Source organism: Allobosea sp. TBD101, assembly GCF_059817965.1.
Window position 1 is genome coordinate 918719 of the sequence record NZ_CM187543.1, and the last position, 25709, is coordinate 944427.

Sequence of the window (25709 nt, forward strand, 5' to 3'; positions counted from 1 at the left end):
CGGCTGCGCGGCTTTGGCGATTATGCGGCCTTCTCCAGCAAGGTCTTAGCCTTCGCCTCCAATTCGAGGCGGTTGTCCTGGTGCGCCTTGGTGCGGGCATGAGCGGTCATGCCAGCGACGAAATCGAAGATGCTTTCCGGCGGGCGGCCTTCCTCCTGCAAGACAGTCTCGATGATCTTGCTGGTCTCGGCCTTGCTGAATCCGCGCTTTCGCAGGAAGGTTTCGCGGTCCTCATCGGTGCGGGCGACGATGCGCTCGCGAGCGGCCCGGATGCCGGCAACGAAGGGCGCAGGCGAGGAATGGGCGAAGCTGGTCAGCGCCGGGGCCGCCTCATGAGCGAAACGCTGCGCCGCAAACTTGCTGTGCCGGATGTTGATTTCCTCGAAGCCTTCCACGCCCCAAAGGTGGCGATTCATGCAAACCGCCCGGAGATAGAAAGAGGCGATGCCGAGGGTCTTTGATCCGACTTCGCTATTCCAGCAATAGAAACCTCGGAAATAAAGGTCGGGGTCGCCATTCGGCAGGCGCCCGGCCTCAATGGGGTGCGTATCGTCCACGAGGAAGAGGAAAACGTCGCGGTCGCTGGCGTAAAGCGTGGTGGTGTCCTTGGTCACGTCCACGAAGGGATTGTGCGTCATGGTCGCCCAGTCCAGCACGCCGGGCACCTTCCACATGGTATCGCCGATGCCGTTGCCGGCGATCCGCATGACGGCGGCGACAAGCTCATGGTCCCAGATGCGGCCATAATCCGGGCCGGTCACGGCGCGAAGCTCGATGCGGCCGTCATCCGTTTCCAGCGTCTTCACAAGCTCGGCGCGGTGCGACAGCAAGCCGTGCTGTAGGTTGATGCCGGCCAGCGGCGCGGGAAGCTGACGCAGATAGGTCGCGGGTGCGCCGACAAGGCTGCACAACTGTCCGAAGCTCCAATGCGTGGGGGCGATGGGGGCATCCTGTCCGGGGACGATAAGCGAAAGCCGCTCCGCGTTCTCCCGGCTCGCCTCGACGCGCACGGCGGCGCTTTCCACGGTGCGGGCCTTCGCCCGATCCGCGCGCACCTTCACGGCGTCATATAGCTCGGTGAGCGACAAATAGCGCTCATCGTCCGGGCGCGAGAACCATTCCGACGAAACCCGCCCGATATTCTCGCCGCGCGAGATGTCGACGCGAAAACCCTTGTTGACCGGCTGGCTGTGCTGGCTGCTGCTGATGACGTTCATGGTCCTGATCCTTTCCCTGAACTGCCGAAGGCATGTCCCCCGACATGCCTTCCGGGGGCGCGTGAGCGCGCAGGGATGGGAGGGGACAAATGCCGACGAGCATGGCCGGGCTGCCGGGCCGAGCGGGACGGTGTGACGATGGTCGGCAGGATGACGATCTTCGGCCGTCCTGCGAGCCGACGGCCCTGCCATCGCGCAGGCGGCATTTGAGGGGAGAAAGGGGCAAGGCCCCTGGCTTCCCCTCGCGATCGGCAAGGCTTCAGCCGCAGCCGATCAGAACAACCAGAGCGTAGCTCGCCGCATCATCTTCGGGCAGTAGGGGCGAAGCCCTGCTTCGGGAGGCCAAGCGGCTTCAATGCAACAGGTCGCGCAGTGCCACTCGTCGCTCCCGCATGGCTATGGTGGCGTTGAAATCGGCATCAGAGGCTGCCCTTCTGACGCAACATAAGGAACAAGCCTATGCGTTCCACCATCAACATCGACGACAGGCTGATGGAGAAGGCCCGGTCGTTGACCGGCATCAGGGAAATCAACGCCATCGTCCGGCAAGCGCTCGAAACCCTTCTGCACGTCGAGACTGGCAAGCGCTTGATCGCCCTTGGCGGGACGATGCCCGGCGCCGGGACTGGACCGCGCCGGCGCGGTGAGACTGGGACGTAATCTCGCAGGCAGGTTGGTCTTGATTGATCATTTTCGCCGTGCCGAGACGACGTCGCTGCGGATGAATGCGGCCAGCCCGCGCCTCTCGACACCTCTGGCGCGGCTTACGGAGGCGAATTATATAGATCGTAACTTGGCTCTGAAATTTGACCTGATTTTCGAGCCTTTTTTTCGAGGGGAAAACCATGCAGCGTGTCGAAGCCGAGATCGCCGTGAGCGTCTCCGACCTGAAGAAGAACCCGACCGCCATCGTAGATGGCGCGCGGGGAAGCGCGGTCGCGATCCTGAACCATAATCGGGTTATGGCCTATATGGTCCCGGCCGATACCTATGAAGCGATGATGGACGCGCTCGACGATCAGGCGCTTGTCGAGATCGCGAAGGCGCGGGCCGGCGAGAAGGGCGTGCCGGTCAGCCTCGATGACCTTTAGGCTGGAGTTCCTGCCGTCGGCGCGGAAGGAATGGGACAAGCTCGTTGCGACCCTGCGCGAGCAGTTTAAGAGGAAGCTGGCTGAGCGACTGGAACACCCTCGCGTACCGCCCGATGCCCTGCGCGGACTGTCCGATCATTACAAGATCAAGCTGCGTGCCGCCGGCTATCGGCTGGTCTACCGGGTCGAGGACGAACGGGTCACGGTGGTCGTGATTGCCGTCGGGAAGCGCGAGCGCTCCGAGGTCTACGAGACGGCGAAGAAGCGTTGATGATCCTGCTCCGTGATCGGCAAGGCTCTGGCCGCAGCCGATCAGAACAGCCGGAGCACAGCTCACCGCATCATCTTCGGGCGGCGGCGGGCACGAGCATGGTGAAGCCCCGCCTTGCGGCGGGGCTCCCCGTGGGACCGGGGTCAGTCGGCGGCGCGGCGCGACCAAATCAGGGCGAACTCGGCGTCGGCATCGGTCTCGACCAGGCTCGCATAGATCGGATGGGCGAAAGACGGGTCGTCGAGTTTGACGGAGAGATAGGCGCGGCCCTCGCGGGAGGTCTTCTTCCACGCCGCTCCGAACTCGGTGGCTCCGGCGAAGACGCGGAAGTCAGGCCCCTTTTCATTGTCGCCTTCGGCGGGGATGAACTCGACCGCCTTGACGTTGAGGGTGAGGGTCTTGACCGCGCCCTTGAAGCCCTTCGCGGTGGTGGAGAAAGTACCGATGGTGGCCATTGCGGTGGTTCCTTATGCTGATCGGGTCGCGCCCATCGCGCCCTCGATGGGGGTCGCCCGACCGGGGACGATCGGCCTGCAATGCCCGGCGAGGACTTTTTTGTGTGGCGATGCAAAGCCGGCCCTGGCCGGCGGCGGAAAAAAGCCGCAGGCGGGCGTTGTGGGTTCAAGATCGATGCGATGCTTCAGCGTCGCTGGTCTTCGGTCAGACCCACACCGATCGAGGACGTGATGGGCGTGGCCTGACTCGGGCAAACGGAAGGAGCCGCTGCAATGGCCGCCATCGGGACCACGCTTTTACCACCACCGTGAAGGGATTCTCCGAGGGGTGTGGTCAAGACCCTCACCCTCAACGTCAAGGCGGGCCGCTCGCCATTCCCCGCTGAAGGCGACAACGAAAAGGGGCTTGCAGCCGGCCCGTCTTCGTTGGCTCCATCGGGTTCGGGGCGGCGTCGGACGAATGGCACCGCTCCCGTGAGGGCCGCGCCTATCTCTCCGTCAGGCTCGACGGCCCATCATTTTCCACCACATTCCGATCTGTGCGAGCCTGGTCGAGGGCGATGCCGACGCCGAGTTCGCCCTGATCTGGTCGCCGCGTGGCCGGCTGGCTCCGGCCCCAGGGAGAGGTCCGCCGCAAGGTGGGGATTTCCATGGGAATGCCCGCCACCGCCCCTAGCGTCAGGGATCGTGACCGAAGGCCGAGACGGCTTCGCCGGTTCGGGGAGCGGCTGGCCGCGAGTAGAGCCCGGCCCGAAGGGCGACGCCCGAAACACTATGTCGATGCCGGCAATCCCAGACCGCCATGGAGTTTGACTATTACGGCTTGGATGTTGCTTTGTGGGACTGAGAAATTTCCGCCACGCTGCGGAGGACTTCGTGGGGATCGAAGCCGATCACCTCGGCAAGCTCAAGGAATTCGACGACATCGAGGCGTCGCCCGCCGGATTCGATGGCAGCCACAACGGACTGGTATCGGTCGAGCGCTTCGGCAAGGCCGGCTTGGCTCATGCCGGCTTCCCGTCGCTTGTCGACGATGAGCTGGACGAGACGCATATGCCGAGGCGACCGAAGGGTTTTCTGCATAGGCGCTGCCGGCCATTGACGAAACCGGCAGACCAATTAAACCGAAATACAGATAACCAGAAAATCTGGTTGACCGTGACACGGTGAGAGCCTGCATGGATTCTCGACTGATAGCCGACCGTCATCCGGCGCTCGGCCGGCTCTATCGTATCTGGCTGGCGAGCAGGGATGGCGCGGCCATGCCGCCTGCCGAGAACATCGCAGGGCGGCTGGCCGATCTGGATGATGTGATCGTGGAGATCCGATGCCCGACCGAATCCGGTGAGGTGCCGAGAATCGGGCGCAGCGGCGAGCTTGTCGACCGGCTATATGGATGCGCGCTGGCTGGCGAGCCGGTCGGACGGCTGACGCCGATGAGCGAGGATGCGGAGAATGAAGTGGCGGTCGTCTTTGCGACGGGGCGCACGCTGATGCTGGAAGATCAGGTCGAGCTTGCGGGCGGCGCGACGCGCATCGCCCGGCTCTATCTGCCGCTTGCCGATGCGGCCGGTCAGGTTGTGGCAATCATGGCAGGCATCGTCACAGTTTCCTGAAAGCCGGGAAATCGGGTTTCCAGAAACCGGGCGGGTATTATTTGCGGTCCGGCGCGGCGATCATCGCGCCGTGCCGGACAAGGTCTCAGGTGATGATCATGCCGGCGCAGCGGGCGATCGTGGCATACGTGCTGAAAGCCGCCCCCGATCTAACGCTTGATTTAGCTTGAGCGCCTCCCAAAGCATTTGCAAGAGCGTTTGAACGATTGTGGACGACTTCCAGAGAAACCAATCCGGCAGTCACGTTCCGACACGAGGTCCGCGCGCGTTTGCCTTTTGTTGATCGAACATGATCATGGCTACTGCCTTTCAGGCCGCCATAGTGCCGCCCAGGCTAGCCAACCTCGACATCCGTCGTCCCCTCGGCCACGCGTTTCGCGTACCGGAAATAGCAGCAGGATCCCCCGCCCATCAGGGTCATCGTGCGGGTCAGCGTCGCGTGGGGATCGTACCTCTCGATGAAGCCGTAGTCCCGGTTGCAGGACAGGTGGTGACCGATCTTACCGAGGCCCATCTCTTGGTACATGTCCGCGTAGCGACACCGATGAGGTCCGAAGCCGCAGAAATCCTAACAGGAGCCGTCAGATTATTTCGCTGGTTGGCGATTTGTGCGCGGCACTATCATCCTTTCGAGCGGGAGAGAGCAGCGATGGCGTCGATCACTATCGATCGAGTTAAAAAGCATTTCGGAGGCCATGTCGTTCTTGAGAGTCTGTCACTGACGATACCCGACGGCTCCTTCTTCACGCTTCTCGGCCCCAGCGGCTGCGGCAAGACCACGTTGCTGCGCTGTATCGCCGGTTTCAACGTCCCCGATGGCGGACGCATCTTGTTCGACGCCGACGACGTTACCCATGCCCCGCCGCACAAGCGCGACATCGGCATGGTCTTTCAGGACTACGCGCTCTTCCCCGACAAGACCGCGCATCAGAACATCGCCTATGGGCTCGAGGCCCGCGGCGTCGCCCGAGCCGAGATCAGGGATCGTGTCGCGGATGCCCTGTACAAGGTCGGGCTCGCCGATCTCGGCGGTCGCTTTCCGGCTCAGATGAGCGGCGGCCAGCGCCAGCGCGTCGCTCTGGCGCGTGCGTTGGTCATCCGCCCGCGCGTGCTGCTGATGGATGAACCGCTGTCCAATCTCGACGCCAAGATGCGCATCTACATGCGCAACGTGATCCTCGATCTCGTGCGCGAGGCGAAGATCACCACGGTCTTCGTCACCCATGACCAGGAGGAAGCTTTGGCGATGTCGGACCATATCGCCGTGCTGCATCACGGCAAGGTGGCCCAGATCGGCACCCCGGAAGGGCTCTACGGCAAGCCGGCAAACAGCTATGTCGCGGACTTCATCGGCTCGGCCAACGTCGTGCCGGTCGCGGTCGAGGCAAAGGCGGAGGGCGGGGGCGTCTTCTACCGGGTGGGCGAGCGGCGCTTCGAGGGTGTCAGCGGCGACGGCACCCTGAACGGGGCAGGTCACCTGATCGCGCGGCCGGAGGAACTCTCGCTGATGCTGCCTTCGCCGCTGGTGCCCAATGCGCTGCCGGGAACCGTGCTTCGTCGGCAATATCTCGGTTTCAAGACAGCCTACAACATCAGGCTGGAAGACGAGCGCGAGCTGCGAGTGGAACTGCATGCCGGCAACATGGTCGCCGAGTTCCAGCCGGGCGACCGGGTGCAGGTGCTGGTTCCCGCCAGCAGCCGCGTCGTCTCGGCCTGACGGCGGGTGCCATGAAGCTCGGTTTCAAGCTCTGGCCCTGGGGCGCGCTGACGCTGTCCTGCCTCGCGCTTTTCGCCTTCTTCCTCGTCTATCCGCTGGCCTCGATCTTCATCAGCAGCGTCCGGGACAATGCCGGCAATTTCTCGCTGATCAATTTCGTGAACCTGGCGGCGGACGGTTCTTATCGCCGCGCCTTCGTGAACAGCCTCCTGCTCGGCGGCAGCGTCACCGTCTTCGCGACGCTCATCGGCGTGCCCTTCGCCTACATGGTCGCGCGCTACGACTTCCCGTTCAAGAGCACCGTTTCGCTCCTGCCAATCCTGGTCATCGTCATCCCGGAGATCATCGTCGGCCAGTCCTGGCTGCTGATCTTCGGTAACAACGGGCTCCTGACCAACGCGCTTTACGAACTCGATATCGAGATGCCTTCCTTCTACGGCTGGACCGGCATGATCTTCTCGATGACGCTGGTCTATTACATCTACATCTATCTCGGCACGCTGGGGGCGCTGCGCGGCTTCGACGGCCAGCTTGAGGAGGCGGGACTGAGCCTCGGGACTGCTCCGCTGAAGACCAAACTCAGGGTGCTGCTGCCGGTGATCATGCCGGCGATCATCGTCAATGCGCTGCTCGTGTTCACGCTGGTCATCGGCAATTTCTCGCTGGCGATCCTGCTCGGTAGTCGCGTGCCGCTGCTGTCGGTGATGACCTACAATGCCTTCCTGAGCGAAATGGGCGGCAACCCCGCGGCGCAGAGCGCCATGTCGGTGGTCTCGATAGCCGTCGTCGCCTTCGCGCTCTTCGTCCAGCGACAGGTGATCGCGCGCAAGAGCTACACCATGACACAGGGGCGTGCGCCTGCGGCCGAGCCGGTTCGCTCCTGGGCGGCGCTTCTCTTCACCGGCTTCATGGGTCTGATCGTCGCACTCTCGATGCTGCCCCTGATCGTGGTCGTCGTCGGCGCCTTCACGGAGACCAGCGGTCCGGTGATGAAATGGGGCCAGTGGTCGCTCGACAATCTCTTCCACGTGCTGCGGCGCGCGCCCGAGCCGGTCTGGAACTCGCTGAAATTCGCTTCGATGGCGACGCTGGTCAGCGTCGTGATCGCAGTCGTCGTCAGCTATCTTATCATCCGGCAGAAGAGCGTCCTGACGAAGATGCTCGACTATATCACGGTTATCCCGCTGACCATCTCCGGCACGGTGCTGGGCATCGCGCTGATGCAGACCTTCAATTCCGGCGCCATCGTGCTCAGCGGTACCGCTGCGATCATGGTGCTCTGCTACACCGTTCGAAAGCTGCCCTTTGGTATCCGCAACGCGTCGTCGACGCTGTTCAACATTCCCGTTTCGATCGAGGAAGCCTCGATCAGCCTCGGCGTCTCGCCGCTCAAGACCTTCGTCAAGATCATATTGCCGGCAATGAGCGGCTCGATCGCTTCAGCCGCGATCCTCATCTGGGTCACGACGATCTCGGAGCTGTCCGCGTCGATCGTCGTCTACACCGGCGGGCTCGAGACCATGCCGATCGAGATATTCCGACAGGTCGACGGCGGCCGGCTCGGCACGGCCTCCGCGTATGGCGCCGTGCTGATGGCGCTGATTCTCTTGCCGATCGTTGTCGCCGTGAAGGTGTTCCGACTGAACCTGTTTTCCAGAAGTTGAAACAGCAAACAAAAGAGGTGGATATGAACTTCAAACTACTCCGGGGCGCCCTCGCGGCTGCCCTCGTCACGATTGCCTCGGCGGCTGGCGCACAGTCGCAGAAGGTCGTGCTGTACTCGTCCAACAATGTCGGCGCGATCGAAACGGCGACCGATGCCGCCAAGGCCGGAGACCCCGATCTCGGTATCCAGACCGTCACGGGGCCGACCGGCACGCTGATGCGCCGCATCCAGGCTGAAGCGCAGAACCCGAACGGCGATGTCTTCTGGACCGGCGGCTTCGGAACGCTTGGCGCCTACAAGGACTATTTCGAGCCTTACAAGCCTAAGGAAGGCGACAAGGTCGCCGCGCAGTTCCACGGCCCGGGCGATCTCTGGATCGGCACCCATGTCAACGTCATGGTCATCATGGTGAACGAGCGGCGGCTGCGGGGCCTGCCGGCTCCGAAGACCTGGTCCGACCTGATGGGCCCGCAGTGGAAGGGCAAGTTCGCCCTCACGGATCCGGCGAAGAGCTCGGTCGCCTATGCCATCGTCTACGGCCTCTACAAGAAACTCGGCAGGGAAGGCCTCGCCAAGCTCGCCAACAACGCCGTGATCACCGGCACCTCAGCGACGACCTACAAGGGCGTGGCGGCAGGCGAGTACGTCGCCGGCTTCACGCTGGAATACGCCGCGCAGGAATATGTCAATGGCGGTCAGAAGGAGATCAAGCTGTTCTACCCGACCGAAGGCGCTATCCTCTCGCCCGAGGGCATGGCGATCATCAAGGGCGCCAAAAATCCCGCTGCGGCTAGGGCGCTCTACGACCAGCTCTTCAGCAAGGCGGCGCAGGAAGAACTGCTGAAGAAGCGCCTCTACCGGCCTCTGCGCTCCGACATCGAGGTCTCGAAGCTGGCAGGCCTGCCCGAGCTCAAGGACATGAAGACCATCGAATTCGACCAGGAGGAGGCCGCGAAGGACTACGAGTCGGTCATCCGCCTGTGGAACGAGATCGTGAAACAGTAAGGCCATTTCTCCCCCTGATTTCACGCGCTCGAGGAACGTCGCCATGCCGAGGCCCGGCTGCGCATGACCGGCAAACGCCTCCCGCCCCTGAAGGCGCTGCGCGTCTTCGAGGTGGCCGCGCGCAGCGGCAGCTTCACGGCGGCGGCCGAGGAGCTGCACCTCACGCCCGGCGCGGTCAGCCAGCAGATCCGCATACTCGAGGATTTCATCGGCAAGCCGCTATTCTGGCGCGAGGCGCGCGGCGTCACCCTGACGCCGGCAGCACGCCGCTATCACGAGGCGGTCCATGAAAGCCTCGAAGCGATCGCGATCGCGACGGCGCAGCTGCGCGCGGTGGAGGTTGGGGAGAGCCTCGTCATCGCCACCAGTCCGTCGCTGGCTATGCACTGGCTGATCCCGCGCATGGCGCAGCTGTCCGCTGCGCTGGCCGATACCGATATCCGCGTCTCGACGGCAAGCCGCAATGGCGGCGATCCTGAAATGCGGCTGCAGAACGTTATCATCGGGACCCGACCCGCCGAGCTGGCGGGCTTCTCCGCGGTTCGTTTCAAGGACGATTTCTGTCTGCCCGTCGCAGCGCCCGACTTTCCTGCCTCCCGGCCGATCCAGCAGCCGATGGACTGCCTCGGCTATACGCTGCTACATACGACCGATGGCCGTTCCGACTGGGCCGACTGGCTGCGGCTCACTGGGCAGGAGACTCCCGAGCGCCTGCCGGGTCCGATCTTCGATCACCTATTCCTGTGCATGCAGGCTGCGATCAATCGCATGGGGATCGCCATCCTGCCCTGGTCGGTCGTCGAGCGAGAGGTGCTGGCGGGACGGCTTGTCACCCTGTTCGACAAGCCGCGGCTGGCGCGGCCGGGGCTCTATGCCTTCATCAGGGACGATCAGGTCCCGCCCGAGCTGGCGCGCAGGCTTCTCGAATGCCTGGCTTCCTGAAGCTTTTGCCTTGTCCCCACTCGTTTTGACATGCCTTCCGGAGCTCTCGCGATGACCGACCTCGCTGCCACAACCGTCCTGATGGACCGGCGCCGCGCGGTGCTCGGTCCGGCCTACCGGCATTTCTACGAGGAGCCACTGCTGCCGGTGCGGGGCGAGGGCGTCTGGCTCTATGATGCCGAGGGGCAGGCCTATCTCGACTGCTATAACAACGTGCCGTCGGTCGGGCATTGTCACCCCGCCGTCGTCGCCGCGCTGGCCGGGCAGGCGGCGATCCTCAACACACATACCCGCTACGTCCAGGACGACATCGTCGCCTATGCCGAGCGGCTGGTGGGGACGTTTCCAGACGCGCTCGACACGGCGATGTTTACCTGCACCGGCAGCGAGGCCAACGATCTCGCGCTCAGGATCGCTTTCGAGGTAACGGGTAGCTGCGGCCTGATCGTCACGGAAAACGCGTATCACGGCGTCACGGTGGCGCTGGCCGACATCTCGCCTTCGCTGCAGCCGATCGGCCCGCATGTCCGCACGATCCGTGCGCCGGACAGTTACCGCGCCGCGAAGGGTACCGATCTCGCCGCACGCTTCGCCGCCGATGTCAGCGAGGCGGCCGGGAGCCTGCGCGCGGCGGGCCACGCTCCGGCTGCGCTGATCGTCGACACGACCTTCGCCAGCGACGGGATATTCGCGGCCCCGGGTGTGCTGACAGCTGGCGCCGACGCCATCCGGGCGGCGGATGGCCTGTTCATTGCCGACGAGGTCCAGGGAGGTTTCGGGCGGATGGGCTCATGGTGGAGCTTCGAGCGCGAGGCCGGTCTCGTTCCCGACATCGTCACGCTCGGCAAGCCGATGGGCGCCGGTCATCCGATCGGCGGAATGATCGTCAAATCCGACCTTGTCGCCGCTTTCGGGCAGAAGCGCCGCTACTTTAACACTTTCGGCGGCAACACTGTCTCCGCCGCCGTAGGGATGGCCGTTCTCGACGTGATCGAAGACGAGGGTTTGCTGGCGTCGGCTGCGCGCGTCGGTGCTCATCTGCAGGCCGAGCTGTGCAAGCTGGCTACTGTCCACGACTGCATCGGCAACGTGCGTGGTAGCGGTCTCTATCTCGGCGTCGAACTCGTGGCCGATCGGGAGACCAAGGCGCCATGGACGGATGGGGCTGGCCGTCTGGTCAACGAGCTGCGCCGGAACGGCGTGCTGGTCGGAACCTGCGGCAAGGCCGCGAACATTCTCAAGATCCGGCCACCGCTCGCTTTCAAGGCCGAGCATGTCGGGCGTTTCGTCGAGGTCCTCGACCGAGCTTTGGCAGCTGGCTGATTCCAGATCCGGTGGCCGCCGGAGCGCATTCGATCACGATCGGCAAGATCCGGGCTCCGGCGGCCGGGCACCATCCGACGTTCACCAGTCTATAGGACCCTAGGCGTTGAATGTTCGCGATCTCTGTCGAACATGCGGCACGGGTTTGATCCACTCAGCCACAAAAACGGGTCGACTCCAGCCTTGAACTCAGCACCTGCGCGGGTGAGGGAAAACCCTCATTGCAGGTCTCCCCAGCAGGCGTAACCTCTCGGCTTTGCCGCTTGTGAACGGAGACAGCCATGGCCGAAGCACGATGCTAGGAGACGCATCACGCGACGGCTGGCAAGGTATGGATATCGCTGACTTCTTTTCGAGTCGGGGTCTGAGGCAGTGCTCGGCCTTGAAATAGAGGTCGCGCTCGATCGGCAGGCCGAGCTTGCCGCCGGCCGCCTCGATCTCGGAGAGCACGGCGTAGCCGAGTTCGGGACTGCCAAGGCCGAGGTCGCAGAGGCCGAACAGTCGCAGATCACCCTCTTCGGGAAAGGCTTCGGTGAAGAGCCACGTTGCTCCAGCGTCGGGCGTAAACAGCTTAACGATGGGGAACGGATCGAAGTCGCAGTGTTCCTCCCCTATGCGGCCGTTCTCGATCAGGCGGTCGCGCGGAGCATCGGGGATCAGAGGCTCGTTGCGGGGAAATTGTCGCGTCATGACGCCAGTTCCTCCGCTACCGGGTCAAGCCCGTGGCGAAGGCGGAGGGCTGCGATAGCGCGGACCTGCCGCGCCAGCTTGCGGGCGAGCGCGTCGATCTCGCCGCGTCGCTCGAAGCGCAGGGCGGCGAGCGATTCCTGATAGCGTCGCTCGTCGGCGCGGCTCCATCGCGAGGAAGAGCGCCCGACATGGCAGGTCCTGGCATGCAGGCTGGTCGTGACGCGCTCGGCGCGGCCGGCGATCTGCCGTTCAATGATGGCAAGGTGGCGCTCGGTCTCGACGCGCGCCGCCTCCATGCGAGCCAGAGCGGCCCGCTGCTCGATATGGCTTTTCATGATGGGGTTCCTGGTGTTGTGCGGTCGAGGTCTCCGGCCGCGCCGGTTCGGCGCGGCCGCAAAACTCTCACTGCTGTCGGGAGGTTGGCCGGAACCGCGTGGGGCGGCTCCGGCCATGGCGCTTCACTCGGCGGCGTGCTGGAAGGCCGCTCCGTCCTCGCTTGTGCCGGCATTCTTTGGAGCGTACGGCGCATCCGTGATCGCGTCGGCGTCAGGCTCTGGTGGCGCGTCCAGCCATGCCGGCCGCTCGGTGCGTAGCAGCGGCGGGAGCCAGCCGGTTCCAGCGAGAAGTTGCTCGGCGGCTTCCGCCATGGCCTGCTTCTTCATGCCAGCGATCCGATCCGCTGCCTCGTCCCCAAGCGCCTCGCGCACGGCGGCGACGATATGAGCCTTGGTCACGCGGCCGAGATAGGTCCTCGCCGTGGGCGTCCAATGCGCTGTCATGTCGAGCGCAACCGCCGTCGCCAGCCTGTCCGCCGTCTCGTGGGCACGAGGCTTGCGTTCCCAAGGCTGCTTCACCGTATTGACGGTGAGCGAAGCGCAATGTGCGAACAGCGCCATGACGCTGGCCTGATCCAGCCCGGCGATGAAGCCCCAAAGATGGGCCACATCGCGCGGCATGTCGGACGCCCATCCGGAATGGCGATCCGCCAGCGCCTTCGCCGGGGCAGTGTCCTCGATGCCGTCCGCGTGTCCGCCAAGGTGCGGACTGCTCGGCCGGATTTCGAGGCAGTGGGCATCAACGCCGCGATAGAAGGTTTGCGCGGCGAGCGCATGGGTGACGGCGATCAAGGCCATGTCCGGCTGCTCGCCAAGCGCAAGGCGAAGGCCGAGCGTGTGGTGAGCCGTCAGGTCGCGAATGAGCAGATCGGACAGCGGCTTGCCCTCTTCCTCTGCCTCCTCGCTATCCGGCTCGAGTTCGGAAACATGGTTCCCGTCCTCGTCATGCTCGTCATCTGCGATCACCTCGCCGTCGCCGTTGACGCGCACACCGTCGATGACGGTGCTGCCGTCCCCGCCCGCTGCGGGTTCCTCCGGTTCCGGGGCCTCGTCCTTGGGGCGGATGAAACCGCTCTCGATCCGGGCTTTGCCTTCATGGGAGAGCACGACGAAAACGCCGCCGCGTGCGATGGCGTCCGGGGCGTAGGCGTGGCGCAGCGCGTCGATGCGCTCCATCTCCGCCTCAAGCTCCCCGAACCGCGCATCCACATGGTCGGGAAGTTCTTCAACGCCGTCCCATTCATCCGACAGGCGGTTATATTCCTCCTGCGCGGTGGCATAGGCAGCTTCGTCTTCCTCGGACAGGTCGACCGGCTGCGGATAGGCGCGGCGCAGGCCGTGAGCATGGGGGAAGTCGATATGGGCGGAAACCCACTTCCAGCCTTCCGCCTGAACCTCGGCGGCGATGCCTTCCAGCTTCGCGATGGCGAGCCTGTCCAGAAGCGCGGTATCCTCATAGAAACCGCCGCGATCCTCGGCGAACAGATCGCGGATGATGCTGCCGCCCGCCTCGGCATAGGCTTCCGCGCCGACGAAGATCGCGCGCCGATCCGTCGCCGGGACATTGGTTTTCGTCAGGTCACGGCGGATGATCCACGGCTCACGGTTATAGGAGAGCTTCGCGAAAACATGCTCCTGCCGGGCGTGATCTTCGGTGATCGCGAATGCCTGCAACTGGTCCAGCGTCAGGCCGCCGTCGCGGTAAACCTGCATCAGCTTGGGGCTGACAGCGCCAAGGCGCAGGCGCTGGCGCACGACATGCGCGGTGACGCCGAAGCGAGCGGCGATGTCCTCGGCTCCCCATCCGCGATGTTCAGCAAGCTCGCGGAACGCCTCGAACTGGTCGGCCGGGTGCATCGCCTCGCGAGTGACGTTCTCGTCGAGGCTGATTTCGTGGGGATCGTTCGCCGTGTCGATGACGCAGCGCAGCGGCTCGGTCTTCCCGATCTCCTTGAGCTTGGCGCGCAGAAGCTGCGCCAACCTGCGGCCTTCCCCGACCGTGACGAAATAACTGCCGGTTGGCTCGCCGGTCGCGTCAATCTCGGGCTCCACGATGAGGTTTTGCAGCAGCCCCTTGGCGGCGATGCTGGCCGCCAGCGCCTCGATGGTCGCTTCGCTGTGCGGGGTCTTCCTCGCATTGCGCGGCGACTTCTTGAGCTTGTTGAGCGGAATGAAAACCGTCTCGCCGCTCGCCGCCGCAAGGGTGGGATCCACCGCCTCCGGCGCGGGCAGCGCGCTAACCGCACCGGCCGTTTCCGCTACGTTGCGGATTTCCACATCCGCTATCACATCCACGGCCTCGACCGTGGCAGGATTCACTTTCCTCGATGTCCTAGCCATTGTTCCGATCCTTTCTCCGTAAATGCCGAAGGCATGCCCCTCGGCATGCCTTCCGGGGGCGCGCGAGCGCGCAAGGATGGGAGGGGACAAATGCCGGCGAGCGTGGCCGGGCCGCGCAGCGAGCGGGGCGGATGGGAAAGGTCGAGACGGTGAGGACTATGGGCCGTCCTGAGAGTGCGCGGCCCTGCCATGCGCAGGCGGCACTTGAGGGGAGAAAGGGGCAAGGCCCCTTGGCTTCCCCTCGCGATCGGCAAGGCGACAGCCGCAGCCGATCAAAACAGACCGGAGCGCAGCTCGCCGTCGATGTGGAAATGATGGGCAAAGGGGTTGGAGAAGTGCCACGGCGTAGAGAGTCGTTCCGTGGTGCGTGCCCATCATTCGCAGACCGGCTCTTAGCGAGCGGGGCTTCCCCGACCGAGCCACATCAGAGAGGGCAGCTAAAAATTCGTAATTTTTTGCGGAGGGAATTTGCCGCCGCTTGCTTCCTATATGCTTCCTGCGGCGTTTCGCTGGAGAGGCGGGAAGCTCCTAGGTTGTTGATTTTATTGGCGCGCCCGACACGATTCGAACGTGTGACCTTTGCCTTCGGAGGGCAACGCTCTATCCAGCTGAGCTACGGGCGCTAACCGTGCAGGCTGGATAGCCGATCCCAACTGCTTCGGCAATGCGGGATTTTGGATCGCGCGCAGTTCTCCGAAGGCAAAGGTCACACGTTCGAAACGTGTCGGACGCGCCGCGGCTGTGGCGCTCTAACGTTGCCCCTCATCTCTAATCCGATTTGAAGTTCGTTCTGGTCCTTTGAGAGGACCGGTTCATCAAGCGCAGCCGCTTCTTGGAAGAGCAGATCATCGCGGCCGCCTCGACCACAGCTCGTGCTGCGCGGGGCGCGGCTGACCGCGTGATCGCGGACACCAACGACTATGCTGCAGGCACCAAATCGTTGTTTGAGGCCGGACTTCGTCGGGTATCACCTCGCATCCCATCGGCGCTGTAGTGCGATAAGGCGGTCATCTGTCAGCAGCTTCTTATCCGCATTTCCGATGCGTTCGATCGTTCCCTCAATTCCGTAAGGCCACGCAGCGGCACTGTCTGGAAGCACAGCGTGCAGCAGCGCCAACACCCTTTCCGGATAGCGATCAACGAGGTTGGGACCAGATCTGCGAAGTTCCGGCAACATCAAATGATCTCGCTCGATCGTGGTGACAATGGGTAGAACGAGATCAACAATCTCGGGAAAGCGGTCGTCGCTTGAGAACGCTAGTTCGCACAGTCGGGCAGAGGTGTTGGGTGAGCGCGCCGAGAGTTGCCGAGGCCAGACTTTCAGTAGCTGGGGCACGCGCTCAGCCCACTTGTCACCCGCACCTGGCTTATCATTTCTCGCCCAACGCTCTATCTGCCAAAGGATCCTAGATCGAAATGAGTCACCCGCCGTGATCAGGAGATCATGCATCTCGTCATCAGAAACGAAGTTTTTGCCTGTCGCCTTATCTCTGCTTCCCCACCCCGCCAGAATCATGCCGGCGATGACCTCGCTGTAAGATCGGCGCGAGGGAAACGGATCGACTGCCAGTTTAAGAAGATGGTCCTTCAAGCGGAAATAGAGTGCCGCGTCGGGAGTTCGAGCGTTCCAGAAGAAGCCGGACCATGCCGCATCCTTATCATTACGGCTTCGGCCTCTAAATATTCGGAGTAGATTATCTTCAGACCATTTGGGGTCAATGGCGTAGAACCAGTTTAACTGATGAAATAAGATGACGAGAACATATCTGCGCAGATCGCCCGTTAAGCTAAGAAGGCGCTCTACATTACGCCTAAATTCATCAGGAAGTCCCTCATTCCGATTCAGATTGTCCTTGCGAGGATCATTGAACATGGCTTCTGCGACGCTCCCCGCCGCAGAGTTAATCGCTTCCGTGGTCCAATCTGGCGAGCGACTGCCTCGAACGATGCCGGATCGACCGAGTCTAGGCCGGGCATGCAGGGCATCAGTTAGGACCTTTGCAGCCCTATCGTAAGTATCGATACAATCTACAGGGACTTGCTTCGTCGCCTTGGCAAACCACCTTGAGGCCGCCCCGACAATGGTTGCAACGTCGAGCACAGGCAAGCTGGCAATGCGCTCGGCGATCAGGCGGGCAAATCGCGGCTTATCGGACTGCCGAGCCTCGTTAGAGAGGAAGCTATCCCAAGCCCATTCATGTAAATCGCCGTTCTTGAAGCCGAGCTTGAGTGCGGCCAGCGCTCTGACCGGGTATCTCTTTAGAAAGCCAGCAAACGGATCGCTCTCGACCAAGAAATCGGGTGATCGTCCCGTTCCTCCCTTGGCGATGGCCAGCAGCGATGGCAAGGGTGCGCCGGTCAACGCGTCGTGACTGTCATCGGTTCTAACCGAACCGCTCCGACTCTCCAGCGACTCGGATGCTTTCGTCGCGTATTCCGGCTTCCAATCAGGAGCTAGAATGCAGAGGCCCTGGGAAGGCTCCTCGACGTCGAAAGAAAGCTCGCATCCTCTCCTCGACAGCCAATGAACGCGATTGAGGATCGACCATGCGCTTCTCGTTCTAAAGTCAGCAGGCCTTTCTTGCTTCCAGCGCTTCGGGCCCCTCAGTAATCGCCTCTCAATTTGTTTGCGGGAACGAATTGATAGACGGCCCCAACGATCGGCGAGAACGAGCAGCAGGTCCCGTTGATGGCGCTCTCCCCAAAAGACACGATCGTTGAGCTCACGGATAAGCCCTGGGAACTTTTGCTCGCTGACTATGCTCTCGAAACCGCCTACCCAAATCCTCAACCGGGCAAATACGGAATCGTCGCGCGGCGACCAAGCCGCAAATTCTCTTCGAGCAGCTTCGACATCCTCGTCCATTAGGAGGGAGAACTGCTCAGCGAATTGAAGCATTGCCGCAGAGAGACCGTGCGCTCTGTCGAGCCTATCTATTCCGGGCGTATCATCCGGTCGTATTGGGCTGAGGTTATCGAGGCCGTATCCGCCAATCTCCCTCTCAAGAGAAACGGCCAGTTCGAGGTTCTGACGCAAAAACCTCATCACCTCGATTCGCCACTCTTTCGGAATTTCAATCTCTTCGTGCGCTTCGGGGTATTTGACATCGCGCCGCAAAATTTGCTCGGCGAAAGACAGATCAGAAGCTGAAGGAGGCTTTGGCCCACCCCAATATGCGACATCCGCAACGAAATGCGGGCGGAATACATTGCCAAGCCGCCGGACGACGGAACTATTCCATCCATCTCTCATGATTTCTGAACGAAGTTCATGCCAATCGCGCGAAAGGTCGTCTTTCGGCCTGGACCAAACCTCAAACAAAAACCGCCAGCAACTCCTCATCTCAATGGGTATTTTTGAATCTTTTCGGTTTAGATCCCAAGATATGGACTGCTGCAATGATGGATGAATTGAAATTTTCTGCGCGGCCCACCAAGCTGCCGCGGGTTGGCCGCTGACTTTTGCAATCCACGACCCCAAGACGAACAGGCGCGGCACCAATTGCGATGCATTGGATGACGAGTAGCCGCGAAGAGAACCGAGATGCTCATCGCGTATCGGGGTTCGATCTAGACGATTGATTCTAAATGCGTCCCAAGATCCATTGGGAACATCCCTATTCGCCGAGAAATCGCTCGCCTCAATCCTATTTGGAACGACGTCCGAATCTATTGAATAGAAATCAAACGGGTCAAAATAAGGTCCCTTCTTCCAAAGGTGTCCGATGTGACCCGGTTTAGCAAAACGCCGCTGAGGATCGAAACAGCAGAGCCATTCAGCGGGCGGGGGATTGTCGCCTTCGGCGAAAACTTTCGCGCCCTCGTAGGTCGACACTATGTGCGCGACCTGCCCCCGCTCGTGAGGTTGCAAATCTTCCGGGCCACCTTTTGCGCGACCTATAACTCGATTTCGCCAACCTTGCGGATCTCGAGCGCGCTCTGCCCACTTCTCTAGCGATTGCCACAGAGCGGAATGCTCGCGGTCGGCTTCGTAAGGAATTGCGTCGACGCCCTTATGTCTCCATCGCGCCGCAGCGTCTTCGCGTTCCCCGGATTGAAATGCATAAGCACCTTCTATCTTACCAGAAGTTTTACGCAGCGCTTCTAGCAAGTATTGAACTGGAGGGTCGTCCGCTGTATAGCCAATAAATACAACAATATATCTCTGCAATACTTCACGGAAAAAATCTACGCCCCAGCCGTCAGGCAGATATGCGCGCCCGAATTCTGAACTGGATAGAGTGAATCCATCACCCTCTGCGCCATCATAATTTTCCGTGGCTCTGCCGTGGAGATAAACGATCCCGTTCATCTCTCGCGGCCTCTGTGGGTCCGGTAACCGTGGCGATTGCCAGATGCTGAGGCCTCGCCCGCAGTCATCGAACAACCTGTCGAAGTTCGTCGTGACCAATCTAATTGCGCCGTCCGGGGTCGTGGCTAGATCGAGCAGCATATTATGGGCGCTCAGGTCGCAGGCCGGTGGTGGCCTCAATGCGCTCGCCACCGCCTCTTCAATATCTTTAGAGTCAAAGTCTCGCTCTAGTAGGCCGAATACGCGATCCGCTGATATGACGCCAGACACGCCGACGCGCTTATCGATCTCGCGAGCTTCCTGAATCAGCTTATTGACGGGGCTATCTTTGGCTACGCGAAGCCGCTCGACCACTTTTTCCGCGAGGCCGAAGAAGTCGGGAAGTTTGGCTCGGGCTCTTGATACCCCAGCCCCACAGAAAAAGACTACGCGCCCTTGGTCGCGGGCTTCCAGCAATTCATCTGGAATCGAAGGGCCATTGGCCAAAAACCGCATTGCTCGCCACTTACCCCTGCCCGGCCATTCCACGACGACGCACCTGCGCCTGCCATCTGCCTCGAAGTTTTCTGATGGTCGCCATTGCGGATCGCGCCTCTCTGTCCAAAAGACTAGAGGACGCCAGCCGTTCGGGGCCAAGGAGGATTCCGGACGCGGCGCGGATAAATCCAAGCTGGATGTGGCGCTGGTGTGCCGATCGCCGGCCCAGCGGTTCGACCAGGCGAAAGGATGCCTGGCCGGCCAAGGAGTTTCGGAACAGCGGCGCTGTGGTTAGGGCCACCTTCGGTAGGCAATGCTCTGTCTGTTGGCAAAGCAGGCAGCTTGCAGGCTCCGCATGGGGGTCTTCTGGAGCGTATCGTGGCTGTGACCGATCATGGCTCAGATAAACGGCGCGACTAGCGCTTGCTCTGCGCCGACGCTCACCCCTAGAAGCGTCGCGCCATAGGCGGGTAGGTGTGGGCAGCGCCCTGCTATGGGCCAGGCCGGCACGATCCATTCCTGTCGCAGACCATTCTCCCGTAAACATCGGCGCAGTGAACAGGGCAAAAGCCGCCGACGCTGCGCCCCAAGCTGTGGGCCTCCTTCAGGCACGCGATGCACTTCCTCTCGAACTCTCCCGGCTTAAACCCCGAGGACCCGTTTGCGATTGAAGGCTCCTTGTTCCTCATCTGGGGCGGCTCCGCGCCCGCAAAACCACAATTCTTTTGCATGGTTGCAGCGGCGGTCGCGGCGCCCTCAAGTGTGAAAGCAAACGCGGCGGTTCCCTGCCCGTTGCGAACCGTAAGCCTGTCGCCACGACCCAGAGCGCCTATGATAGCCGGCGGCAGCAGGCCTGTGATAACCCAGGTCTTCTCTCTGGCGACATAATGCATGCTGCCAGCGAAACGTTCTGTGCCCGCATCGCCGCTTATCTCAAAGCTGACGGGCTCACTCCGATCGTCGACCTTTTGCAGCGCATTTCCTGAGTAGGATTCGAACGAGCCCGTCAATCCCGGCCCCAAAAGCTTATTGCAGCCGCCGCGAAATACGGTTCGCCCGTCGGTCGCTGTCTTACTGACGGTGACAGCTGGTGCTCCCTTGCGCGGAACAGCTGTCCAAGAATCTGCTTTTGCCGGCGTCCATAGTCCGGAGCCCACAAGTATCGAAATGGCCATAGTCATCTTGAGAAATAACCAGAGCATGGCCTGCCTCTTCGTAAATATTTACTGAGTTATGACTTTCGTTGCTTTGCGCGAGTGCTCTATTGGTAGTGGAGCGGGCATGCGAGCCTCAGCGGATCAAATCATCGATCGGAATGGTTTTCCACGGCGGAGGCAATTGGCTTTGCGGGCAATAGCGCGCGGCGTAGGCTAGTCCCGTCGGGCTGGTTCTTCGATAGCGGTCTTGCCCAAGAATTTCGTAGAGAACGATCTGCTCACCGTTTTCCTGGCAGTTCTCTCGGACTCGGTAGCGCGACCCACTCAGTCGTTCGATCGACTGGAACTGACACAATTCGCGACCGGCTCCCATTGCATCGCGCCGAAGAAGGCTGAGTGTGCCATTGGAGGCAAGGCGGCAGGGGGTATCGTCCGCAACATAGTAACCTCGCGGAAGCGGCAGTTGGATTCCCGATGAACCTTGTGATGGCGAGATTGCGGCCGTTGGCCAACGTGTATTCGGGACTGGAGCAGCGCATTTCTGAAAGTGCTTTGGGTCAAAGTCGAACCCTCGCATGGCAACGAATGTCAAAACTGAGCCTGAGATCTCGATGTAGAACGTAACCCGGCGCTGCCTGCCCTCGCCACTACAATCGGCCTCGATCTCAAACCTAGGCCCATTCTGGCGCACGCTCCTGACCCGACAGGCTGTCTCGAAGGTCGTCAGGTCGAGCGCCGACGGACTTAGGACAATCTCCGTTTGCCCCGGGCCGCAGTGCGGCGCTCCCCAGCGGCCGACCCACGGTTCCGCTCGGGCCTGGGTGTCTAGGGGCGCAGACAGCGCGAAAACCGCCGCTAGTGCGATGCTGGAGATCATTCGCCCGCTGCTTTGCATGATGATCCTCCCGCAGGGTCAAACGGCCTGGCAGACGATCCGACGATCTAGAATTTGATCCCCGGCACACGACCGGATGAGTCGGTCACTGCGCTTTTCCCCTCGTCCTGAGCCGCCTTCCGGCTTTTTGCGAATGCCTCGGCATAGGGTTCGACGTCGCTGAGGATAGATTCCACCCAGTCCAGGCTCTTGGTCGGAAATCCCGCGCGCAAGCCGCGCGAAGCGCTGAACTCGACGTTGATGCTGAGCGCCTCGCCGCATGTGCCCTGCACCTTCCGACGGTCCAGCGGGTCCAGCATGCCGATCGGAAGCCGGACATCGGGAACGACCTGGCCGTCCGGAAGGTTGACAGGCGGGCTCGCCTGATCATTCAGCCAGTTCGTCGATAGGGCAATCTGCTGGCCGCCGTAGGAATATGAGGACCATCCGCAGCGAGCGCCGTTTTCCGTCCAGAGGTTGAAGTTCTCGTGGACCTGCCCGGAATTGGCCGGCCCATATTTCTGGCGCAATGCCTGCAAGACTTCTTGAACGGGAACCTGGCCGGCCTCGGAATAGATTCGACGCCAGACGGCAAGCACCCGGTCCGGCGCGGCGGGCGGCTCGTCGATCAAGGCAATGATCTCGCGGCCATCCGCCGAGATGAAGAGCTTGCCTGATGTTGCCGGCGTGATGAGCTGACTGTCAGAGCGTGCTCTTGTGCCCTTGAGCACCCGGCCCACCTCCATATGGCTTCGGATCAGCTTCTCGGCCTCCACGAAACTCTGGCCCAGCCTGATCCCGATGATATCATAGCGTCCAGCGGACACTTTGGGCGGCGCGGGCTTCACGGGCTGCGGCTGAATGGGCTCCAGCGACAAGGGAAGCCGCACCTGCTTCGTGGTCGGATCGACCATGTCGGCCTTTGTGAGCGTGAGGCTGAGCACCGTAACGGGGAGCTTAACCAGCGGCTTGCGAAGATTGAAACCCGCTGCTGCACGTTCCGATTCCGGTAGCCGATCCGCGATGCGCGCGCCGGTAACCTCGACGATGAAGACGAGATCCGCGGGGCGTCCGTCCGGCACGGGCAGCCGCGTCACTACCTGCTGGGACAGCTCAAACAGGGTGTTCAACGTCAAGCCATCGGGCTGGCTGGGCCAGAGCGCCACCGATTTTGCGCAGTAGGCATCGTTCCAGGTGCACTGGACCCTGAGGCCGAAGCTCTGCCACCCTTGCGAGCTCAGTATTGGCGTCAGCCGGTCCTGCATAATGACGGCGGCTTCCAAGCGGTCGCACTGGGCTGGCTCCCTATTCACGTCCTGCCGGCAACCCGCGAGCACCGATCGAAGCCCTTGTTCCGACATGGGTTCGGACAGAGCGCTGCTGAAGCGAACGAGTGCCTCCTGCGGTCGCGCGAACTGAGTCTGGAATTTTGCCGGGAGCATGTCTGCGCGCGCGCGCGACCACGCCTTAAAGCCTTCGAGCAGCCGGGGGAGATCCTTCGCCTCCGGTTCCAGGCTGACATTCCTGAAATGACGCCCCCAACGGACCGTCTGCCCTGGCATCGGCCGCTTCTCGAGCGCGAACCGCGCATACAGCATCCGGGTCCAGTCGGCGTCGTTCAGGGAGGCGGGGAGATGCTTGACCAGCAGCAGATCGAGCGTTTCCGCATCGAGTGGTAGGACCGTTTCGGTGGGCCGTTCGATTGTGCGGTCCCCAGCGCCATAGGCGGGCAAAGCCTGGTGCTCGAAGGAAGCGTTGCCGACCTCCCGGCCGCCGAGCAGCAGCGAGGCCGTAAGGCCTTTCACCGGGAGCACTACGAGCTTCAGCCGGTCCGCCGTGAGCCGTCTCGGAGGGTCATAGCTCAGGCTAAGCCGAACCTCGGGGCGAGCGTCGCCATGGGCCGCCCGGATGCGGTTGGCTTGCGCCTGCAGCGCCTGGACGTCAACCTTGATGCGGTAATCGGTGACCGGCTGCTCGAACAGCAGCGCCCTGAGTTCATCGGGGCGCTCTCGTCCAATAAGAACCAGCCGATTCGCGGTTCCGCCGACGCTGCGGCCGATGAGCTCGTCCAAACCCTTGATCTGCGCGCCGGCATAGGCCACGGCACTGCTGTTCTCATCCAGCCCGGAGAAGCTGGAGAGCAAGATCTCCGGCAGCACGGCCGGGATGCCAGCTGTGCCGTGCAGGCCTGTGTTCTCTATCCCTCCATCGGCCGTGAGATGACCGCGCGATCGCAACACCAGTCGGTTAGGCAGGGCCTTCGCCCGTTCGCGGGTCCAGGCCACAAAGGCCTCCTGGCGCCCGACCGGCAGCGTGGCCGAGCGCGAGAAGAACGGCCCCCAGGGATCGTGCGCCTTCCAGTTCGCCCCGGTGTTGCTGGCGTAGATCCTCTGCTCCAGCTGCTGTCTCGCCCTCGCCTCGCCAGCCCAGTCCAGAGGCGATTCCGGCTCAAGGCCGGCCTTGAGTTGGGCCAGAAGGATCGTCTCGGCCGTTACATCTGCGCTCTCCAGCCGATGAGTGACGGACTGACCCTCTGCGGCAGAGATGGGCGCTTGTTCGGTCGGGAACTGATGAAGCACGGAGCGAAGAGCATCATCGGAATAGGCAATCAACCGCACAAGCCGATAGGATAGATCACGCCCCGCCGAGCCGACACGCGTCAGGGTGATCGTCGCCGCTATCTGGAAACGGCGGCTGTCCCCCAATTGCCGCAGGGCCTGCTCTGCGGCGGCTTCGTCCATGGGCAGGAAGTCTGGAATGGGAAATTGGGCAGGAACGCCATCGAGTTCCAGCCGCAACCCCGCCATGGGAAAGCCCTTGCGGGCCTGGTCATAGCGGCCGACCTGGAAATCATCGATGATGACCATCTGCATGGGCAGCCTGGGGGCAGCCTGGAGCAGCGCCGGCGCATCGCGTTCGATAAACGCTTTGTAGGCGCGGTCCTGCTCGAATTCGTTCTTGCCGGCCCAGTTGCTGTAGCGGAGGAGCTCGGTTCGGCGTGGGGCGGTCAGAAAGGCTTGGGCGAAGGTCAGGGCCGTGCGCGGCTCATCGAGCAGGCTCCGATTCTCGTTGAAGCGCACCAACTTCAGCAGATGGCTGATGCCGCGCCGTGTGTTCGGAGCATACTTGTCGGTGGCGGGATGGCCCTGATGCAGACGAAGCTCCGGCAGCATCTCCCTGAGTGAGGCCGGCACTGCGAGATCGGGCGATGACGCGGCAGGAGGTAAGCTTGATGCGCGCCGAAGTTCCGCCAGACGAAGCCCGTAGATCTGCCGCAGGCAATCGATGTTGCTGCGGCATTCGCCCCGCTCGGCGAGAAAGCGTTGTTGCAGGTCTCGATTGGCGCGCTCGCGGGAGGCCGGCAGGTAGAGTTGCGCGAGTTCGCGGTCAAGACGACGCAGCTCGGGCGAGGAGCATACGGCGCGTTCATCCGGCCGTCTCGCCCTGGAGCAGTCGAAGCTGGCGCGGTCGCTGGACGCATCGCTTGGCTGCGCCGCCGCCCCTCCAGCGCCATTGCTCCGATCCGGCGCTCTATAATTCGCAGCAATTGCGGCCTGCAACTGCGTGATCAGCTGGGCATCAATGCGGCCATTGGCGGGCATTCCTTGAGCGCGCTGGAAGGCGACGATTGCTTCAAGCGTTCGGGGGCCCATTTCCCCATCCGCTTCACCAACGGCGTAGCCAAGGCGCGCCAGCATCGACTGGGCCGCAAAGACCGCACTCGCGTTGCTTTCAGCAAGCCCCTCATCGCGGTATTGTGCCAGCAAGAGCGAAACGCCGTCCTGTCCGACACGCGGGTGCGACAGGAGCCAGTCCTCTGCTCGTGCGCCATGACGCACAGAATGGACGAAAGGGGGGATGATTATCAGTAAGAAGGCAAGAAAAGCAGGCGCGAACTGAGGCATCGTAGACCTCCAGCGCTGGAATACAATGCGGACCGTCGATAGTTTCTAATTTAGTGAAAATGTCGCAATTTCGCCTTGAGATCAAGTTCAGTCAGTCCGGTAGGGTCAGTGTGAATTAAGATATAAGTAAATGTAAATATTGCAGTTTTTTATGAAATATAACCTGATCAGATTGAGAGATTTATACATATTATCTCGCACTAAATTGGGTAAAATGTAAAATATTGTATCCGTATTATTGGAATTTAATCCGAGAGTAAGTTCGTTTACGCCTCGAATATGATCCAGATAGCGTGGCATTTTTATCTGAATCACC

The 25709-nt window shown here is 62.0% G+C and carries 17 protein-coding genes, 1 tRNA gene and 1 pseudogene; 9 read left to right on the forward strand and 10 right to left on the reverse strand.

All coding sequences use genetic code 11. The annotated features are described in order from the left end of the window. Positions 1-20 precede the first annotated feature (20 nt). Positions 21-1217, reverse strand: coding sequence for a DUF932 domain-containing protein (locus AC6RIC_RS04365; protein ID WP_499736552.1), 1197 nt, complete (start codon positions 1215-1217; stop codon positions 21-23). Positions 1218-1676: 459 nt separating this feature from the next. Between AC6RIC_RS04365 and AC6RIC_RS04370 the strand changes: the two genes are divergently transcribed. The 3 genes from AC6RIC_RS04370 to AC6RIC_RS04380 all read left to right on the forward strand — a co-directional run bounded on the left by AC6RIC_RS04370 (position 1677) and on the right by AC6RIC_RS04380 (position 2579). Next, positions 1677-1877 carry a type II toxin-antitoxin system VapB family antitoxin gene (locus AC6RIC_RS04370; protein WP_499735258.1) on the forward strand — a complete coding sequence of 67 codons (201 nt, stop codon included), beginning with the start codon at positions 1677-1679 and terminating at the stop codon, positions 1875-1877. 185 nt (positions 1878-2062) lie between these two features. Continuing rightward, the gene (locus AC6RIC_RS04375) at positions 2063-2308 is read left to right on the forward strand and encodes a type II toxin-antitoxin system Phd/YefM family antitoxin (protein ID WP_499735259.1); all 246 of its coding nucleotides are present in this window, start codon (positions 2063-2065) and stop codon (positions 2306-2308) included. After that, complete coding sequence (locus tag AC6RIC_RS04380) at positions 2298-2579, forward strand: type II toxin-antitoxin system RelE family toxin (RefSeq protein WP_499735260.1); 282 nt, start codon at positions 2298-2300, stop codon at positions 2577-2579. Before AC6RIC_RS04375 ends, AC6RIC_RS04380 begins: the two co-directional genes overlap by 11 nt. A gap of 143 nt (positions 2580-2722) precedes the next feature. On the opposite strand, the gene AC6RIC_RS04385 is transcribed toward AC6RIC_RS04380, so the two are convergent. After that, positions 2723-3034, reverse strand: coding sequence for a DUF736 domain-containing protein (locus AC6RIC_RS04385; RefSeq protein WP_499735261.1), 312 nt, complete (start codon positions 3032-3034; stop codon positions 2723-2725). An 816-nt stretch (positions 3035-3850) separates the two neighbouring features. Then, a complete protein-coding gene (locus AC6RIC_RS04390; RefSeq protein WP_499735262.1) occupies positions 3851-4117 on the reverse strand; it encodes a helix-turn-helix domain-containing protein in 267 nt (88 codons plus the stop codon). Positions 4118-4212: 95 nt separating this feature from the next. Between AC6RIC_RS04390 and AC6RIC_RS04395 the strand changes: the two genes are divergently transcribed. Then, the gene (locus AC6RIC_RS04395; RefSeq protein WP_499735263.1) at positions 4213-4650 is read left to right on the forward strand and encodes a PAS domain-containing protein; all 438 of its coding nucleotides are present in this window, start codon (positions 4213-4215) and stop codon (positions 4648-4650) included. 334 nt (positions 4651-4984) lie between these two features. Here AC6RIC_RS04395 and AC6RIC_RS04400 read toward each other — a convergent pair whose 3' ends face one another. Further along, positions 4985-5176, reverse strand: a complete 192-nt coding sequence (locus tag AC6RIC_RS04400; RefSeq protein ID WP_499735264.1) for an L-2-amino-thiazoline-4-carboxylic acid hydrolase — start codon at positions 5174-5176, stop codon at positions 4985-4987. A gap of 123 nt (positions 5177-5299) precedes the next feature. On the opposite strand from AC6RIC_RS04400, the gene AC6RIC_RS04405 reads away from it, so the two are divergent. The 5 genes from AC6RIC_RS04405 to AC6RIC_RS04425 all read left to right on the forward strand — a co-directional run bounded on the left by AC6RIC_RS04405 (position 5300) and on the right by AC6RIC_RS04425 (position 11303). Further along, entirely contained in the window at positions 5300-6367 is a 1068-nt protein-coding gene (locus tag AC6RIC_RS04405; protein WP_499735265.1) for an ABC transporter ATP-binding protein, read from the forward strand. An 11-nt stretch (positions 6368-6378) separates the two neighbouring features. Beyond that, the gene (locus AC6RIC_RS04410; RefSeq protein ID WP_499735266.1) at positions 6379-8031 is read left to right on the forward strand and encodes an ABC transporter permease; all 1653 of its coding nucleotides are present in this window, start codon (positions 6379-6381) and stop codon (positions 8029-8031) included. Between the two features lie 23 nt (positions 8032-8054). Further along, positions 8055-9038, forward strand: a complete 984-nt coding sequence (locus AC6RIC_RS04415; protein ID WP_499735267.1) for an extracellular solute-binding protein — start codon at positions 8055-8057, stop codon at positions 9036-9038. Between the two features lie 63 nt (positions 9039-9101). Next, a complete protein-coding gene (locus tag AC6RIC_RS04420; protein WP_499735268.1) occupies positions 9102-9980 on the forward strand; it encodes a LysR substrate-binding domain-containing protein in 879 nt (292 codons plus the stop codon). Between the two features lie 51 nt (positions 9981-10031). Continuing rightward, the gene (locus AC6RIC_RS04425) at positions 10032-11303 is read left to right on the forward strand and encodes an aspartate aminotransferase family protein (protein WP_499735269.1); all 1272 of its coding nucleotides are present in this window, start codon (positions 10032-10034) and stop codon (positions 11301-11303) included. 366 nt (positions 11304-11669) lie between these two features. Here AC6RIC_RS04425 and AC6RIC_RS04430 read toward each other — a convergent pair. The 6 genes and pseudogenes from AC6RIC_RS04430 to AC6RIC_RS04455 form a co-directional block, all read right to left on the reverse strand. Then, positions 11670-11993, reverse strand: a pseudogene (locus tag AC6RIC_RS04430) (DUF2958 domain-containing protein); the annotation flags it as partial. Then, positions 11990-12328, reverse strand: a complete 339-nt coding sequence (locus AC6RIC_RS04435) for a hypothetical protein (RefSeq protein WP_499735270.1) — start codon at positions 12326-12328, stop codon at positions 11990-11992. The gene AC6RIC_RS04435 and the pseudogene AC6RIC_RS04430, both read right to left, overlap by 4 nt. Before the next feature lie 123 nt (positions 12329-12451). Continuing rightward, positions 12452-14668: a ParB/RepB/Spo0J family partition protein gene (locus AC6RIC_RS04440; RefSeq protein ID WP_499735271.1), complete on the reverse strand. Its 2217-nt coding sequence runs from the start codon at positions 14666-14668 to the stop codon at positions 12452-12454. 546 nt (positions 14669-15214) lie between these two features. Then, a tRNA-Arg gene (locus AC6RIC_RS04445) sits at positions 15215-15291 on the reverse strand. A gap of 344 nt (positions 15292-15635) precedes the next feature. Continuing rightward, entirely contained in the window at positions 15636-19475 is a 3840-nt protein-coding gene (locus AC6RIC_RS04450) for an SIR2 family protein (protein ID WP_499735272.1), read from the reverse strand. Positions 19476-21556: 2081 nt separating this feature from the next. Next, entirely contained in the window at positions 21557-25393 is a 3837-nt protein-coding gene (locus AC6RIC_RS04455; RefSeq protein ID WP_499735273.1) for a peptidoglycan-binding protein, read from the reverse strand. Positions 25394-25709: the final 316 nt, after the last annotated feature.

What these genes read in the sequence shown, in the direction of transcription:
- AC6RIC_RS04390 (WP_499735262.1), bottom strand. Translation starts at nt 4,117, where the DNA reads ATGCAGAAAACCCTTCGGTCGCCTCGGCATATGCGTCTCGTCCAGCTC.
- AC6RIC_RS04375 (WP_499735259.1), top strand. Translation starts at nt 2,063, where the DNA reads ATGCAGCGTGTCGAAGCCGAGATCGCCGTGAGCGTCTCCGACCTGAAG.
- AC6RIC_RS04395 (WP_499735263.1), top strand. Translation starts at nt 4,213, where the DNA reads ATGGATTCTCGACTGATAGCCGACCGTCATCCGGCGCTCGGCCGGCTC.
- AC6RIC_RS04420 (WP_499735268.1), top strand. Translation starts at nt 9,102, where the DNA reads ATGACCGGCAAACGCCTCCCGCCCCTGAAGGCGCTGCGCGTCTTCGAG.
- AC6RIC_RS04385 (WP_499735261.1), bottom strand. Translation starts at nt 3,034, where the DNA reads ATGGCCACCATCGGTACTTTCTCCACCACCGCGAAGGGCTTCAAGGGC.
- AC6RIC_RS04365 (WP_499736552.1), bottom strand. Translation starts at nt 1,217, where the DNA reads ATGAACGTCATCAGCAGCAGCCAGCACAGCCAGCCGGTCAACAAGGGT.
- AC6RIC_RS04405 (WP_499735265.1), top strand. Translation starts at nt 5,300, where the DNA reads ATGGCGTCGATCACTATCGATCGAGTTAAAAAGCATTTCGGAGGCCAT.
- AC6RIC_RS04440 (WP_499735271.1), bottom strand. Translation starts at nt 14,668, where the DNA reads ATGGCTAGGACATCGAGGAAAGTGAATCCTGCCACGGTCGAGGCCGTG.
- AC6RIC_RS04450 (WP_499735272.1), bottom strand. Translation starts at nt 19,475, where the DNA reads ATGCGGTTTTTGGCCAATGGCCCTTCGATTCCAGATGAATTGCTGGAA.
- AC6RIC_RS04455 (WP_499735273.1), bottom strand. Translation starts at nt 25,393, where the DNA reads ATGCCTCAGTTCGCGCCTGCTTTTCTTGCCTTCTTACTGATAATCATC.
- AC6RIC_RS04425 (WP_499735269.1), top strand. Translation starts at nt 10,032, where the DNA reads ATGACCGACCTCGCTGCCACAACCGTCCTGATGGACCGGCGCCGCGCG.
- AC6RIC_RS04400 (WP_499735264.1), bottom strand. Translation starts at nt 5,176, where the DNA reads ATGTACCAAGAGATGGGCCTCGGTAAGATCGGTCACCACCTGTCCTGC.
- AC6RIC_RS04370 (WP_499735258.1), top strand. Translation starts at nt 1,677, where the DNA reads ATGCGTTCCACCATCAACATCGACGACAGGCTGATGGAGAAGGCCCGG.
- AC6RIC_RS04410 (WP_499735266.1), top strand. Translation starts at nt 6,379, where the DNA reads ATGAAGCTCGGTTTCAAGCTCTGGCCCTGGGGCGCGCTGACGCTGTCC.
- AC6RIC_RS04435 (WP_499735270.1), bottom strand. Translation starts at nt 12,328, where the DNA reads ATGAAAAGCCATATCGAGCAGCGGGCCGCTCTGGCTCGCATGGAGGCG.
- AC6RIC_RS04415 (WP_499735267.1), top strand. Translation starts at nt 8,055, where the DNA reads ATGAACTTCAAACTACTCCGGGGCGCCCTCGCGGCTGCCCTCGTCACG.
- AC6RIC_RS04380 (WP_499735260.1), top strand. Translation starts at nt 2,298, where the DNA reads ATGACCTTTAGGCTGGAGTTCCTGCCGTCGGCGCGGAAGGAATGGGAC.